We start from the raw sequence: 14,319 nt of genomic DNA on the forward strand, positions 1-14,319 counted from the left end.
GCGCAGCGCCGGAGCGTACTGCCTGGCCTGGTTATGGACGGCGCCGCGCTGAACTTGCTAATGGCACTTTGCCCGTAGCGCAGCGGAGGGCCACCACCCAATTAAGATGGGAAAGAATAACACGCTTCCCCAACCGATAAATTCTCTTACTGGCAACCCACAATACTGGTTTGTGATTGCCGATGCCTTTGATCTTGAACGAAGGCACCAGGAAAAACACTGCCTAACCACAAGCTGGCACTGACTTTGATGCCGAATTGCTGGCTACTAGCACAGCACTTTACGCCATAAATTTTGCTTTTTTCTTTACGAACAAGCCGCCATAACGCCGCCAACAGCGGCCGAGCGTAGCGAGGTCCAGCCCCGAAGGGGCGATGCTGCTTGGCCTTGTTATGTTTTTAGCCCTCATACGTAGCTATCTCGCTGAGCCACCAGTTTAATTTGTCATCAAGCTGCCATGTTTCTAAAGTTTCGAATGACTCTTGTAACACAGTATTTTCATTTTCAATATCCAGGGCCTCAATAACCAAGCTACCGTTTTCCCACAATGTAGCCCTAGAAAGCAATCCATTACCTTCAATCTCGATATAGCGCGACTTAACACTATCACCCAGTTCTGCAGTTATCGAAACCACATAGCCCTCAGCACCAAATATCTTTGATTTGGAGGATTTCCATTTTCCTAAGTACGCTAGTAGTTCATTCATGGTGAAACATAACGCCCAGCGCAGCGGGCAAATTGGAGCGACGAAGGAGCGGAAATTTGATCCGCCTGCCGCTGCTTGTTATATCTACAGGTTGTGCCATTCATGTGAACAACCAACTTTACAGTCACTTTCTCGCCTACGCTTGTCCGCAACAGAAAAAACAGAAAGCCAAAGCTCAAACCCTCTCTGCTGATCAAGACCAACCATCCTTAGAATGGTTTGCCTAGCTTCGCCAAGCGGCTTCTTTACAGCAACAACACAAGGCGAATATGTATCTTTCAAACCGGACAGATCGATGCCTTCCTGAATTTCAGCTGGTGTTGGATGAGCTTGAAAAAGGCAATAGTCCAGCGCTCTCATAATCTGAACCCGGCAGTCAGGTGTGGCCGCGCGAAACCAGCCCTGCCCCTCTTCACGAGGAACAAGACCTTGGGCCAGCTTATTAATCATCAACTCATGTTCGTTCATAGGAATAGATATAACAGTTTTATTCACGAGCCACTGGCTTATTATCACCAGGCACTTGTTCACTGGCGCACAATGCCACATGTGAAATTTTTTTCATTAAAGTCAAATAGATAGATCAATATCTTTACTTCGTATTCAAAGTAAAACGAGCCTGGTACTCTCTCGCTCTTATGCGGCTTTGGCTCAAAGTTTCGATGTTGTTTCCTTTAAAGTCAATCACTTAGCGATTGTTTGCCGGTGAACAAGAGCCACTGGCTTCTGAATACGGGCTTGACATAAGTTTCCCCGCGTCAATACTGTATATAAAAACAGTAAAAGAGTGCTTGATTATGACCATGGATGATATTCGGCCTCGGATTCCCGCCCAACCGGTACGTTTTTTGGACAGGCTGCGACTTCACATTCGCGAGAGCGGATTGGCGTATACCACTGAACGCACTTATATCCATTGGGTGCGGCGTTTTATCTACTTTCATCAGAAACGCCATCCGCAGGAAATGGGTGCCGCGGAAGTGGAGCATTTTCTGACGCATCTCGCACAACAGAGGGATTGTTCGGTAAGCACACAGAGAATAGCGCTGAATGCTTTGGTGTACCTCTACACGCGCTTTCTCGATGTGGCACTCGACAACCTGACTTTCTCGCAAGCGAGAATTCCCCGGCGCCTGCCTGTGGTCTATAGCCGCAATGAGGTTTCGGCGATTCTCTCTCACCTGCAAGGGGTAAGCCGGTTACAGGTACAGCTGCTCTACGGCGCCGGCTTGCGATCCGCGGAGTTGCTTTCCCTGCGGATCAAGGATATCGATTTCGGCAGTAATAATATTTTCGTACGTGGAGGCAAGGGCAATAAGGATCGCACTACTATGTTGCCGCAGTCCCTGGTACCGGAACTCAAGCGGCAGATACAGAGGGTGCAGGTCCTACACGCTCAGGATCTGGCCGACGGTTTTGGTGCGGTCTATTTGCCGGATGCGTTGGAGCGGAAATATCCCAATGCGGCGCGGGAGATTGCATGGCAGTATTTGTTTCCCGCCAGCAAAATCAGCCGTGATCCCCGTGCCGGAGTCGCACGACGCCACCATTTGCATCCATCTGCATTGGCAAAGCGTATTCGTCACGCTGTCCGAGCCGCCGGGATTCATAAGCCAGCCCGCGCCCACGCCTTTCGCCACAGCTTTGCCACCCACCTGTTGGAGGCGGGCTATGATCTGCGCACGATTCAGGAGTTGCTGGGCCATACGGATATCACAACCACGGAGATCTATACCCATGTGGTGAACCGTGGTGGTAAAGGTGTGCTCAGTCCGGTAGACCGAATGCAGCCGCCGGACGGAATCGCTGAGCCGGTGGTGGCTTATGGAATGGCAATTTGAAGATAAGGGACTGCAGCTGTTTGGGTTAAGCCCTCTCCCCCGGGCCCTCTGATAGGCGCCGTCCATGGCGCCCACCCTGCGGGCGCCTTCGGCGTCCAAATTTGATCCCCTCAAACTTGTCCCGCTTGCGGGAGAGGGGGGATTAAAAAAAGCCCCGCGGATGCGGGGCTTCGTTAGTTGGCCGGATAAGGCTGGCTTACATCATGCCGCCCATTCCGCCCATGCCACCCATACCACCCATGTCAGGTGCTGCGGGCTTTTCTTCCGGCAGTTCGGCGACCATGACTTCGGTGGTGATCATCAAGCCGGCGATGGAGGCGGCCGCCTGCAGTGCAGTGCGGGTTACCTTGGCCGGGTCGAGGATACCCATTTCCAGCATGTCGCCGTACTCGCCGGTAGCGGCGTTGTAACCGTAGTTGCCGGAACCCTGCTTCACTTTGTCCACCACGACGGAAGACTCGTCACCAGCGTTCTCTACGATCTGGCGCAGCGGCATTTCCATGGCGCGCAGTGCGGCGGCGATGCCGTGGTTCTGGTCTTCGTTGTCGCCGGTCACCTTGACCGCCAGAACGGCGCGAAGCAGTGCGGTACCGCCGCCGGGCACCACGCCCTCTTCAACCGCGGCGCGGGTGGCGTGCAGGGCGTCTTCGACGCGGGCTTTCTTCTCTTTCATTTCCACTTCGGTAGCGGCGCCGACCTTGATCACTGCAACACCACCGGCCAGCTTGGCCACGCGTTCCTGCAGTTTCTCTTTGTCGTAGTCGGAAGAGGAGTCTTCGATCTGGGCACGGATCTGGCCGACGCGGGCTTCGATGTCTTTGACATCGCCGGCGCCGTCCACGATCACGGTGTTCTCCTTGGACAGGGTGACGCGCTTGGCGCTGCCCAGATGCTCCAGGGTGGCGCTTTCCAGCTCCAGGCCCACTTCTTCGGAGATCACGGTGCCGCCAGTGAGGATGGCGATGTCCTGCAGCATGGCCTTGCGGCGGTCGCCGAAGCCCGGTGCCTTGACGGCGGCCACTTTCACGATACCGCGCATGCTGTTCACCACCAGGGTGGCCAGGGCTTCGCCTTCCACGTCTTCAGCGACGATCAGCAACGGCTTGGACGCCTTGGCTACCTGCTCAAGCAGCGGCAGCAGATCGCGGATGTTGGAGATTTTCTTGTCCACCAGCAGGATGTAAGGCGCTTCCAGCTCCGCGGTCATGTTCTCCTGGTTGGTGATGAAGTAGGGGGACAGGTAACCGCGGTCGAACTGCATGCCTTCCACTACGTCCAGTTCGTTCTCCAGGCCGCTGCCCTCTTCCACGGTGATCACGCCTTCCTTGCCTACTTTCTCCATGGCTTCGGCGATGATGGTGCCCACGCTCTGGTCGCTGTTGGCGGAGATAGTGCCCACCTGGGCGATGGACTTGCTGTCTTCACAGGGGGTGGCCAGGCTGGCGATATGATCCACGGCGGCACTCACCGCCTTGTCGATACCGCGCTTCAGGTCCATGGGGTTGAAGCCCGCGGCGACGGATTTGAGGCCTTCGGTAACGATGGCCTGGGCCAGTACGGTGGCGGTGGTGGTGCCGTCACCAGCGGTGTCGGAAGCCTTGGAGGCCACTTCTTTCAACATCTGCGCGCCCATATTTTCGAACTTGTCTTTCAGCTCGATTTCCTTGGCTACAGATACGCCGTCTTTGGTGACGGTGGGAGCGCCGAAGGACTTGTCCAGTACCACGTTGCGGCCTTTGGGGCCCAGGGTGGCCTTGACCGCGTCGGCCAGGATGTTTACGCCCTTGAGCATCCTCTGGCGGGCGCTGTCTCCGAATTTTACGTCTTTAGCTGCCATGATTCTTTTTCCTCAATTCTGTGTGAAGTGGAAGCCGGATTTAGCCTTCCAGCACGCCGTAGATGTCGCTCTCACTCATGATGATCAGCTCTTCGCCATCCATCTTGAGGGTGTTGCTGTCGGCGTAGCGGCCGAATACCACGGTGTCGCCCACTTTGACGGACAGCGCACGCACGTCGCCGTTGTCGAGCAGCTTGCCTTCGCCCACGGCGACGACTTCGCCCTGGTTCGGCTTCTCTTTGGCGGCGCCCGGCAGCACGATGCCACCGGCGGTTTTCTCTTCTTCTTCCTTACGGCGCACTACGACGCGGTCGTGTAAAGGACGAATTTTCATGGATAAGCTCTCCATTGAGTCGTTTGAGGTTTCCAATGTCAGAAAGGCCCTGAACCCAGTGGGCTTTCGGGCCCGAGTGCCCCACTCTGACCGGCAGAGCCGGGGCAAAAACTTGGGGTGCTCCCTATCTATGGGCAGCCGTAGCGATTTCAACAGGAGTGGGAAAAAAAACTGTGCGGGCGGGGGCCGCCGGGGAGACCCAGCGGCAAAACTGATCATTTTTTATTCGTGCTTGTCATCTTCGCGCTTGTAGTCTCCCTCAATGACGTCCTGGTCGCGCTCTCGCCCGCGTCCCTCTCCCGGGGGGTAACCGGGGCCGCGCACCACCGTTACATGACGCAGAATCCGTCCCAGCAACAGCTGGCGCAGCCCCGGGATCAGGCAGGCGAAGCCGAGCGCGTCGGTGATAAAGCCCGGGGTGAGCAGCAGCGCGCCACCCACGGCGAGAAAGATCCCCTCCGCCATCTCCCTGGCGGGGAGTTCACCGGCCTCCATCTTGCGCTGGGCCCGCATAACGGTGGACAGGCCCTGGCGGCGCAGCAGCGCCAGCCCCACCACCGCGGTGAGCAGCACCAGCCCGATAGTGGGTAGCGCGCCGATTTCGCGGCCCACGGTGATCAGCAGCCACATCTCCAGGATGGGCATGGTAATAAACAGCAACAGCAGTGGGCGCATGGGGTGGGTTCCTCCGGGGCAGTTCACTTGTTGCTTCAAGCGAAACTGGGTATTTTTCAATATGCTGTAATAAATGAGGAGTGCTGGCAAATACTTCAAGGGCGCCGCAATCAACCTAATGCGGCCGGAAGCAAAGGAGGCTTTCATGGAGAGCGAACAGCAGAGCGCGGTACCCACACCGGCATTGTCCCGGAACCGCCATCTACTGGATGAGGTGCTCGGCGAAGCGGATATCCGCATCAACGGCGACAGGCCCTGGGATCTTCAACTACACCGCGCCGAAGCGCTGGACGAGATAGTGGCGCGCCACAGCCTGGGGCTGGGCGAGACCTATATGCGGGGCGACTGGGACGTACCGGCTCTGGACCAGTTCTTCTACCGCTTACTGCGCGCCGACCTGACCCGCCATATCAAGCCCTGGCGCCACGCCGGGCGTATTCTTCGCAGCTACCTGATCAACCTGCAGAGCCGTGGCCGCGCCTTTGAGGTGGGCGAGCGCCACTACGATCTGGGCAACGAGTTCTACAGCGCCATGCTCGACCGCCGCCTCACTTACAGCTGCGGCTACTGGCGCGAGGCCGAGACCCTGGAGCAGGCGCAGACTGCCAAACTGGACCTGATCTGCCGCAAGCTCGGCCTGAAGCCGGGGATGCGCCTGCTGGATATCGGCTGCGGCTGGGGCAGCCTGGTGAGCTACGCCGCAGAGCATTATGGGGTTGAATGCGTGGGGGTCACCGTCTCCAAGGCCCAGTGCGACTATATCCGGGAGCACTACGAGGACCTGCCGATCACCGTACACCTGCAGGACTACCGCAGCCTCAGCCAGTCGTTCGACCGCATCGCCAGTGTGGGCATGTTCGAGCATGTGGGGCACAAAAACCACCGCGCCTTCATGCGCGTGGCCAGGCGCTGCCTGAAGAGGGACGGGCTGTTGCTGCTCCATACCATCGGCAAGAACCAGCGCCGCTCCACCACCGATCCCTGGATTGAGAAGTACATATTCCCCAACGGCGAGCTGCCCTCGGCGGGCCAGATCGGCGATGCCGCCAACAACCTGCTGGTTTGCGAGGACCTGCACAACTTCGGCAGCGACTACGACCGCACCCTGATGGCCTGGCACCGCAACTTCGAGGAGCACTGGCCGCGCTTCGCGGGGCAGTATGGCCAGCGCTTCTACCGTATGTGGCGCTACTACCTGCTGTCCTGCGCCGGCGCCTTCCGCGCTCGGCATATCCAGCTGTGGCAGTGGATATTCTCGGAAAGGCTGGAGGGCGGCGTACAGAGAGTTTCCTGAGCCCAGATTTGGGGAATCCTTGTAGGAGCGGCCGTTGGCCGCGATTGGCGAAAGCTACGTAGCATATGCCGCTGATTTGCGCCATCCGTGGCGCTCACCCTTCGGGCGCCTTCGGCGTCCAAATTTGTTCCAGATAAATTTGTCGCGGCCAACGGCCGCTCCTACAGGGAATGCGACTCAAATCAGATACGGGCGCCGCCGTCGATATCCAGCACACGGCCGCTGACGAAGTCGTTTTCGAGGATAAACGCCACAGTGGAGGCGATTTCCTCCTGTTCACCCAGCCGGCGCAGGGGCACCTGCTTGACCAGGGACTTGAGGATTTCGGGGCGCATCTGCGCCACCATATCGGTATTGATAAAGCCCGGTGCAATGGCGGCAACGCGCACGCCGTAGCGGGCCAGCTCCCGCGCCCAGGTGACGGTCATGGCGGCCACGCCGGCCTTGCTCGCGGAGTAGTTGGTCTGGCCCATATTGCCGGCGCGGGACAGGCTGGAGATGTTCACGATCACCCCACCCCGCCCGCTCTCCGCCATGATGCCCGCCGCTGCACGACCACACAGGAAGACGCCAGTGAGATTGACATCGATCACCGACTGCCACTGGGCCAGGGACATACGGTCGGCCAGCTTGCCGTCCTTCACCTTGATCAGCAGGCCGTCGCGCATGATGCCGGCGTTGTTGACCAGCACATCGAACCCACCAAAATCCGCGGCGATCTGCGCCAGACCGCTGTCCACCTCCTCTTCCGAGGATACATCGATGCGGTAGCTGCGCGCCTCGGCCCCCAGCTTTTCGCAGGCGGCGACACTCTCCGCCAGACCCGGCTCGTTCACGTCGATCAGCGCCAGGCGGGCGCCGCGGGCCGCCAGGTACTCCGCCATGGCCCGGCCCAGGCCCTGGCCGGCGCCGGTGATGGCCACAATACTTTGGGCAACTTGCATTTGGGTTCCTTGTCGTAATCGTTATCAGTTCCCTCTCCCCTCCGGGGAGAGGGTTAGGGAGAGGGGAAATTGAAGACTGCTACCACTGGTAGCCGACGCCCACGGTCAGCTTGGTGTCTTCTTTCTCGCTCTCCAGGGAGGGGGTGTTATCGTAGAGCCAGTGGTAGGCAACCTCCATCAGCACCCCCTTCACCAGCGGCGTACGCATTCCCAGCTTGGCGTTGCTCTGGAAGTCGTCGCCGCTGTCGATGGACTGCAGCATCTCCTGGTTAAAGTAGATCTCCGGTCCTAGGGAGAACTTGTAACGGTAGTCGATCGCGGCCCGGGCCGCGCCGTAGCGATCGTCCTGGTTCTCGCTCAGCTCGCTGTCTATAAAATCCTCTTTTAGGCTGCTGATACCACCTTGCACCGAAAAGGCGGTCTTGTCGGTATCGTAGAACAGGTAACCCAGGCCGACACCCAAGGTGGTGCCCAGATCCAGGTTGCGTGCCTCCTCGTGCTCCAGCGCGCTATTGGCCGCGGCGAACCACTTCTCCGCGAAGATCCAGCGCAAGTTGTAGCTGAGCTGGTACTTTTCCAGGGAACCCACTTCGATATTATTCTGGTTCTGGTAGAGCGCATTCAACAGGTGGTGGAAATCGCTATGGCGGATATCCAGATTCGCATTGACATCCAGGTCTTTGCGCTCGCGGTTACCGTGTTCGAAGACCCCACCCGCACTGACATTGCCATGGAGAATCGTGGGGTTGCCGACAAATTTGACATAGGGTTCGGCGCGTTCGATTGCGGGAAAATCCATCACCCAGCCGGAGCCCTCGTCGCAGTACAACTCCCACTGTTCACGCCGGTGACCAGCCAGGGTACAGGGCTCATCGCGGCCGGCGATCTTCAGGTCCAGATCCGTATCCAGCGACAGGATTTTGCTCTTTTCGATGCGCACCTCACCGAAGTTCTCCGCATTCCACACCACATGCTCCCGCTCCACCAGCACCAGTTCGCCGTGCACCCGGTCGCCGTTGCTCAGGGTGAGAACACCAGCCGCGGCATTGAGGGAGACAAGGGAAAGAAAAAACAGGAAGATAGAGGTTAATTTATAAACAGCTCGAACCACGAAAGAAAATCCTGGAATTACTGGAGTTATCGAAAGTGAATTTTTCTGTGGGAGATAACGCACTAAACGGGGGCAATGATGCCACAACTCGAATCTGCAGTGTACTGGCGGAGATACCTCGGGGGTATGTAATCACTTACGGCGACCTCGCGGAGATGGCCGGCTACCCCCGCGCAGCAAGGCTCGCCGGGCAGACGCTGCGCAAACTGCCCCGCGGCACCAAGCTTCCCTGGCACCGGGTGATCAACGCCCAGGGGCGTATCTCCCTGCCGGAGCCGGCGTCACAACGGCAGATCGAACGATTGCAGAAGGAAGGGATCACCCTGCTGAACGGCAGGGTGGATTTGAAGAAGTACCGATGGAGCCCCTAATCCGGGTTTCGCTCTATCGGCTTGGCCATAACGGTGACCGATTCGGGCTTGCTGTTCCCCTTCCAGGGCGCCACCACCATCAGCAGCAGCATCCCGGGCACGGCCAGTGCTGTGCAAATCAGGTAGAACTCGGTCCACCCCACTCTCTCCACGATGAATCCCGTAGTGGCATTGGCGAAGGTGCGCGGCAGCGCGGTGAGTGCGGTGAACAGGGCCAACTGCGTCGCTGTGTGGTGCTTGCTGGTAGTTCGCGCAATGAACGCCACAAATGCCGCGGTACCCAGCCCTACACCGAGGTATTCAAAACTGATCACCAGTGCCAGCAACCACAGGTTGGGTTCAAAGCCCGGCGTGCCCACCCTTCCCACATTCGCCTCGGAGAGCAGGATAAAGCCCAGGATTGACGCCATTTGCACAACCCCAAATAGCCATAGACTCTTATTGATACCGATACGCACCATCAGAAGGCCGCCCAAAATACCGCCGATGACCATTGGCCAAAGGCCGGCGTTTTTGGCAACCAGGCCGATTTCGGTTTTGCTGTAACCCATATCCAGGTAAAAGGGGGTGGCCAGCGCAGTGGCCATGTTGTCCCCCAACTTGTAGAGGAACATGAAGGTGAGCACCAACAATGCCTGCCTGACGCCGTTGCGTTTGAAAAATTCTACAAACGGCTGGGTCACCGCTTCCGCCAAAGTCTTTGGCCTCGCACCCGGATGAATGGGCTCACTCACCATCAGGGTCATCAACAGGCCCACGCCCATAAAGGCGGCAGTGATTAAAAACACCTGATCCCAGGGGAGAATATCGGCAAGCACCAGGCTCAGCGCCCCGGGTATAAGCCCGGCGATCCGGTAGGCATTGACGTGGAAGGAGTTGCCTAAACCCAGCTCACGATCAGGAAGGATCTCCCTGCGATAAGCGTCCAGTACTATATCCTGGCTGGCACTAAAGAAAGCCACGCCGCCACATAATACGGCCACGGTCCAGATGGAAACCTTGGGATTCAGCATGCCCAGCACACCGATGCTAAGCAACAGCAGGAGCTGTGTGACCAGCAGCCAACCGCGACGCCTACCCAAAAACGGCATCTGATAGCGCTCCATCAAAGGAGACCACAGAAATTTCCATGTGTAGGGGAAGCCCACCAGAGAAAAGAGGCCGATAGCTGCCAAACTGACATCTTCGGAGCGAAGCCAGGCGGGGACGAGCTGTATCAGTACGTAAAGCGGCAACCCTGAACTGAACCCGGTAGCGATACAGATCAGCATACGCCGGTTGAATATGGCCTCCCTTAGTGTAATTCCGCTCATGCGATCCCTGAAGGGTGCCTCCGAGTATTATTCGTTGAGGGGGATGCCCCGTCGTGACATTTAGAGCACTTCAGCGGCCCACTACCGACCGTAGACCACTTCCAGCTGCGCCTCCGCCAATTTATTGGCGTTGACGTAAAAGCCCACCTTCGCCGGCGTGTCCATCTCGTCCAGCGGCAGTTGCTCGACTTTGAGCGCGAATACCTTGAATTGGTAGTGGTGGTCACCGTGTCCCTCGGGAGGACAGGCGCCCCCGTAACCGAGGCTGCCGAAGTCGTTGCGGCCCTGAATCGCCTCGGGGATCAAACCGGTTTTCGGATCCCCTGCGCCCTCCGCCAGTTCGGTCACATCGGCGGGAATATTGAACATCACCCAGTGCCACCAGCCACTGCCGGTGGGCGCATCCGGATCGTGGACCATCAGGGCGAAGCTCTTGGTGCCCTCCGGGGCACCGCTCCAACTCAGTTGGGGGGAAACATTTTCGCCACCACAACCGTTGTAGACATGCGCGTCCGGCATGCGCTTACCCGGCGCCAGGGTTTTCGAGGTGAGGACGAGCCCCGCGGCGGAAGATGCTGTTGAAGACATAGCGGCAAGTACCGAAAGAACTGTGGCAGCCACCAGTTTAGCAGCCCCAAAACAGCGCAGTTTGCGTGAGTTCATGGCGATTCATCCTCCTCGCTCGATTCGGAAAAGAGTTCGGCGACTCTGTCGAGATCCATATTGCCACCGGTCAGCACCAGGGCAACATTCTTGTTGCGAAAGCGCGCGCCGTGTTCCAGCACCGCGGCCAGCGGCACTGCCGCGGAGGGCTCCACCAGCTGCTTGGTGCGGGTCCACAGCAGTCGCATGGCCTCCACTATACCCCGCTCGGATACGGTGACGACATCCCGTACCGTGCGCCGCGCTATCGCGTAATTGCGGCGTCCGAGGGTGGTCCGCAGGCCGTCCGCTATCGTGCGGGGTTCCTGGGAGGTGATATGTACACCGCCGCGCAGGGAGCGCTGGGCGTCGTCGGCACCGGCGGGCTCGGCGCCGATCACCAACACGTCCGGTGCCAGCGCGGCGATCGCCAGACCCACCCCGGCGAGCAGCCCCCCGCCGCCCACCGGGGCCATGACGATGTCCGGGGTAAAACCCTGCTCGCGGCACTGTTGCATGATTTCCAGCGCCACTGTGCCCTGGCCGGCGATGATTCGCCGGTCGTCGAAGGGCGGCACCACATGGGCGCCGGTCTCGGCTACCACCTTCTTCAGGGCCGCTTCTCGCTCATCCTGGGTGGCGCCGCAGGTAACTATCTCCGCGCCGTAGCCGGCCACCGCGGCGCGCTTGGCCGCCGGTACGGTCTCCGGCATGACCACGATGCAGGCCAGGCCGCGCTCCGCTGCCGCCCAGGCCAGGGCGGCGCCGTGGTTACCGGAGGAGTGGGTGGCGACCCGGCGGGTTTCCGGTGGCAACTGGGCCAGGGCATTGCTGGCGCCGCGGGCCTTGAAAGCGCCGACTTTCTGCAGATGCTCGCACTTGAACCAGAGGTTGGCGCCAGTGATGCCGTTGATCTGGCCGCTGCTGATCAATGGGGTGCGGTGTATGCGGCCGGCGATATTCTGTGCGGCGGTGAAGACTTCCGCGCTGGTGGGCAGGTCATTGCGATCGGTTGGCATGGTGTCGACAAATCCGTCGTGGTAGTCCGCTATTGGCGATAGTTGGCAGCGCAGCGGGCTCCGGGTCAAAACTCCACCACAGCCCGGTCCGCCAAAAAAGCATGGTGACCCAGCGGCCGGGGCCAGTCAAAGATAAAATTTACGGCGCCGGATTTTCACGCGTGTTCAAGCCGCATGGCGCTCCCCTTTCTCACCGCCGGGTCAAATTCCGTTTCATTGACCCCCAGAATTCCCAGGATCTGTTTCTGCGCGGCCTGCAGAATCAGGTGCTGCTCCCGCTCCTGGGAAATACTTCTGGCCACGGCCACCGCCCCGACCATAGCCGCGATAATTCCCCGGGCCTTTTCCGCAACGGTTTCCCGATCCGCCGCATACGGCAGTTTCTTCAAGCGCCCGAGAGCGGTGATGCGCGTCTCCAGCATTTTTTTCATGCGCTCGTAGGCCTCTTCGTACAATTTTTTGATGCGGGGGCGATCGCTGCCGATTTCATTGAACAGAAGGGCTTCCGGGCCCGGTGCACCCCGGTCCCTGAGCGCGCGCAGGTTCAGGTAGTCGGTGACCAGCGCGGTGAGGTGTTTTATCGAAAAGGGAGCCTTGGCCAGCCGCGCGACCCGACTGCGCTTGAAACTCTCCAGAAAAGAGGCATTGAACAGCGCCTCCTTGGATTCGAAGTGGGTGTAGAAGGCCCCGTGGGTCATGCGCGCCACTTCCATGATCTGGCCGATGGAGACCTTATCGAAACCGTGGCGGCAGAACAGCTCGGTGGCCGAGCGCAGGATACGGTCTTTCGTTTGCGATTTATGGGTTTTGGAATAAGGCACGGTCTCTCCCCCCCCGAAATATTATCTTGATCATATATTAGCTGTGGGTAATTTGCTTCCGAGGTATGAATCACCGGGAGGCTGTATGAATTCACCAATTGTCGTCACCGGCATGGGGTTGGTCAGCCCGCTGGGCTGCGGCGTCGACGCGGTGTGGCAACGGCTGTGCGCCGGCGTGTCCGGCGTGGGGCCCATCGAACATTTCGACACCGTCGATTTTCCCGTCCGCCTGGCAGGAATGGTGCCGGACCGTGAGCGGGACCCTGAGATCGGGCTCGACGGCGAGGCGGTGGCCGGCGCCAAAGAGCGCAAGAAAATGGACCGCTTCACTGTGTTTGCCCTGGCGGCGGCGCAGGAAGCCCTCGCGCAGTCAGGCTGGCAGCCGCGCACCGAAGCCGAGCGACGCGCCACGGCCACAGTAGTGGGCAGCGGCATCGGCGGATTTCCCACCATCACCCAGGCCCAGCAGACCCTGGTGGAGCGCGGCTACAAGCGCCTCTCCCCCTTCACCGTGCCGGCTTTTCTCGCCAACCTGGCGGCGGGAAACCTGTCGATCCGCTTCGGCTTCAAAGGCCCCATGGGCTGCCCGGTGACCGCCTGCGCCGCCGGACTGCAGGCGATCGGCGACGGCATGCGCCTGATCCGCAGCGGTGAGGCGGAAGTGGCGCTGGTGGGTGGCGCCGAGGGCTGTGTCGATCCCCTGTCGCTGGCGAGCTTCCACGCCATGAAGGCACTTTCCACCCGCAACGACGATCCGCCCCGGGCATCCCGTCCCTTCGACCGCGACCGCGATGGTTTTGTGATGGGGGAAGGAGCCGGCCTGCTGGTGATCGAGACCCTGGAGCACGCCGAGGCCCGCGGCGCGACGCCGCTGGCGGTGATCAACGGCTACGGCACCAGTGCCGATGCCCACCATATCACCGCCGGCCCGGAGGACGGCGCCGGTGCCGCCGCGGCCATACGCAGCGCCCTGGCCATGGCCGGCCTGACGCCACAGGATGTGCACTATATCAACGCCCACGCCACCTCCACTCCGGTGGGTGACCGGGCGGAGATTACCTCGCTGCGCAATGTATTCGGTGGACAGCTGGCGCACATCCCCATTTCCTCCACCAAATCCGCCACCGGCCATCTGCTGGGCGCCGCCGGAGGGGCGGAAGCCATATTCACCATCATGGCCGTGCGCGAGAACAAGCTGCCGCCTACCCTGAATCTCGGTTGTGCGGATGAATGCATGCAGGATCTGGACCTGGTGCCGAACACGAGCCGGAGCCAGCAGACGCAGCACGCGCTGTGCAACGGCTTTGGCTTTGGTGGGGTCAACGCGTCGCTGCTGGTTTCCAAGGCCTGACATGAAAGGCTCTGAGTTAAGCGACCTCTTCTTGTAGGGTGGGCAAAGGAGCGCAGCGA

At 59.6% G+C, this 14,319-nt stretch carries 15 protein-coding genes; 4 read left to right on the forward strand and 11 right to left on the reverse strand.

Features of this window, described 5'->3' with window-relative positions; genetic code table 11:
• Nucleotides 1-398 precede the first annotated feature (398 nt).
• Nucleotides 399-707: an immunity protein TriTu family protein gene (locus tag FHS09_RS18445; RefSeq protein WP_183462660.1), complete on the reverse strand. Its 309-nt coding sequence runs from the start codon at nucleotides 705-707 to the stop codon at nucleotides 399-401.
• Nucleotides 708-791: 84 nt separating this feature from the next.
• Complete coding sequence (locus FHS09_RS18450; protein ID WP_183462662.1) at nucleotides 792-1,157, reverse strand: DUF5958 family protein; 366 nt, start codon at nucleotides 1,155-1,157, stop codon at nucleotides 792-794.
• Nucleotides 1,158-1,504: 347 nt separating this feature from the next.
• Here FHS09_RS18450 and FHS09_RS18455 point away from each other — a divergent pair, with 347 nt between their 5' ends.
• Nucleotides 1,505-2,548: an integron integrase gene (locus tag FHS09_RS18455; RefSeq protein ID WP_281383186.1), complete on the forward strand. Its 1,044-nt coding sequence runs from the start codon at nucleotides 1,505-1,507 to the stop codon at nucleotides 2,546-2,548.
• 196 nt (nucleotides 2,549-2,744) lie between these two features.
• On the opposite strand, the gene groL is transcribed toward FHS09_RS18455, so the two are convergent.
• The 3 genes from groL to FHS09_RS18470 form a co-directional block, all read right to left on the reverse strand.
• Entirely contained in the window at nucleotides 2,745-4,385 is a 1,641-nt protein-coding gene (gene groL, locus FHS09_RS18460; RefSeq protein ID WP_183462664.1) for a chaperonin GroEL, read from the reverse strand.
• Nucleotides 4,386-4,425: 40 nt separating this feature from the next.
• On the reverse strand, nucleotides 4,426-4,719 hold the full coding sequence (locus FHS09_RS18465; protein ID WP_183462666.1) for a co-chaperone GroES: 294 nt from the start codon (nucleotides 4,717-4,719) through the stop codon (nucleotides 4,426-4,428).
• A gap of 222 nt (nucleotides 4,720-4,941) precedes the next feature.
• Entirely contained in the window at nucleotides 4,942-5,394 is a 453-nt protein-coding gene (locus FHS09_RS18470) for an FxsA family protein (protein WP_183462668.1), read from the reverse strand.
• A gap of 145 nt (nucleotides 5,395-5,539) precedes the next feature.
• On the opposite strand from FHS09_RS18470, the gene cfa reads away from it, so the two are divergent.
• Nucleotides 5,540-6,688 (forward strand): cyclopropane fatty acyl phospholipid synthase, encoded by a 1,149-nt coding sequence (cfa, locus tag FHS09_RS18475; protein WP_183462670.1) that lies wholly within the window; start codon nucleotides 5,540-5,542, stop codon nucleotides 6,686-6,688.
• Between the two features lie 182 nt (nucleotides 6,689-6,870).
• Here the strand turns inward: cfa and FHS09_RS18480 are convergent, their stop codons facing one another.
• On the reverse strand, nucleotides 6,871-7,632 hold the full coding sequence (locus tag FHS09_RS18480) for an SDR family oxidoreductase (RefSeq protein ID WP_183462672.1): 762 nt from the start codon (nucleotides 7,630-7,632) through the stop codon (nucleotides 6,871-6,873).
• Between the two features lie 79 nt (nucleotides 7,633-7,711).
• On the reverse strand, nucleotides 7,712-8,743 hold the full coding sequence (locus FHS09_RS18485; RefSeq protein WP_183462674.1) for a DUF481 domain-containing protein: 1,032 nt from the start codon (nucleotides 8,741-8,743) through the stop codon (nucleotides 7,712-7,714).
• A gap of 35 nt (nucleotides 8,744-8,778) precedes the next feature.
• Between FHS09_RS18485 and FHS09_RS18490 the strand changes: the two genes are divergently transcribed.
• The gene (locus FHS09_RS18490; protein ID WP_343057522.1) at nucleotides 8,779-9,114 is read left to right on the forward strand and encodes an MGMT family protein; all 336 of its coding nucleotides are present in this window, start codon (nucleotides 8,779-8,781) and stop codon (nucleotides 9,112-9,114) included.
• Here the strand turns inward: FHS09_RS18490 and FHS09_RS18495 are convergent.
• The 4 genes from FHS09_RS18495 to FHS09_RS18510 all read right to left on the reverse strand — a co-directional run bounded on the left by FHS09_RS18495 (nucleotide 9,111) and on the right by FHS09_RS18510 (nucleotide 12,909).
• A complete protein-coding gene (locus tag FHS09_RS18495; RefSeq protein WP_183462676.1) occupies nucleotides 9,111-10,427 on the reverse strand; it encodes an AmpG family muropeptide MFS transporter in 1,317 nt (438 codons plus the stop codon). The two genes, FHS09_RS18490 and FHS09_RS18495, sit on opposite strands and share 4 nt — an antisense overlap.
• A gap of 81 nt (nucleotides 10,428-10,508) precedes the next feature.
• Entirely contained in the window at nucleotides 10,509-11,015 is a 507-nt protein-coding gene (locus tag FHS09_RS18500; protein WP_246395134.1) for a YbhB/YbcL family Raf kinase inhibitor-like protein, read from the reverse strand.
• Between the two features lie 71 nt (nucleotides 11,016-11,086).
• On the reverse strand, nucleotides 11,087-12,157 hold the full coding sequence (locus FHS09_RS18505) for a threonine ammonia-lyase (RefSeq protein WP_246395135.1): 1,071 nt from the start codon (nucleotides 12,155-12,157) through the stop codon (nucleotides 11,087-11,089).
• An 86-nt stretch (nucleotides 12,158-12,243) separates the two neighbouring features.
• Complete coding sequence (locus tag FHS09_RS18510; protein ID WP_183462678.1) at nucleotides 12,244-12,909, reverse strand: TetR family transcriptional regulator; 666 nt, start codon at nucleotides 12,907-12,909, stop codon at nucleotides 12,244-12,246.
• An 85-nt stretch (nucleotides 12,910-12,994) separates the two neighbouring features.
• On the opposite strand from FHS09_RS18510, the gene fabF reads away from it, so the two are divergent.
• Nucleotides 12,995-14,260 carry a beta-ketoacyl-ACP synthase II gene (gene fabF / locus FHS09_RS18515; protein WP_183462680.1) on the forward strand — a complete coding sequence of 422 codons (1,266 nt, stop codon included), beginning with the start codon at nucleotides 12,995-12,997 and terminating at the stop codon, nucleotides 14,258-14,260.
• The last annotated feature ends 59 nt before the right edge of the window (nucleotides 14,261-14,319 follow it).

This window comes from Microbulbifer rhizosphaerae (genome assembly GCF_014191725.1).
GTDB lineage: Bacteria > Pseudomonadota > Gammaproteobacteria > Pseudomonadales > Cellvibrionaceae > Microbulbifer > Microbulbifer rhizosphaerae.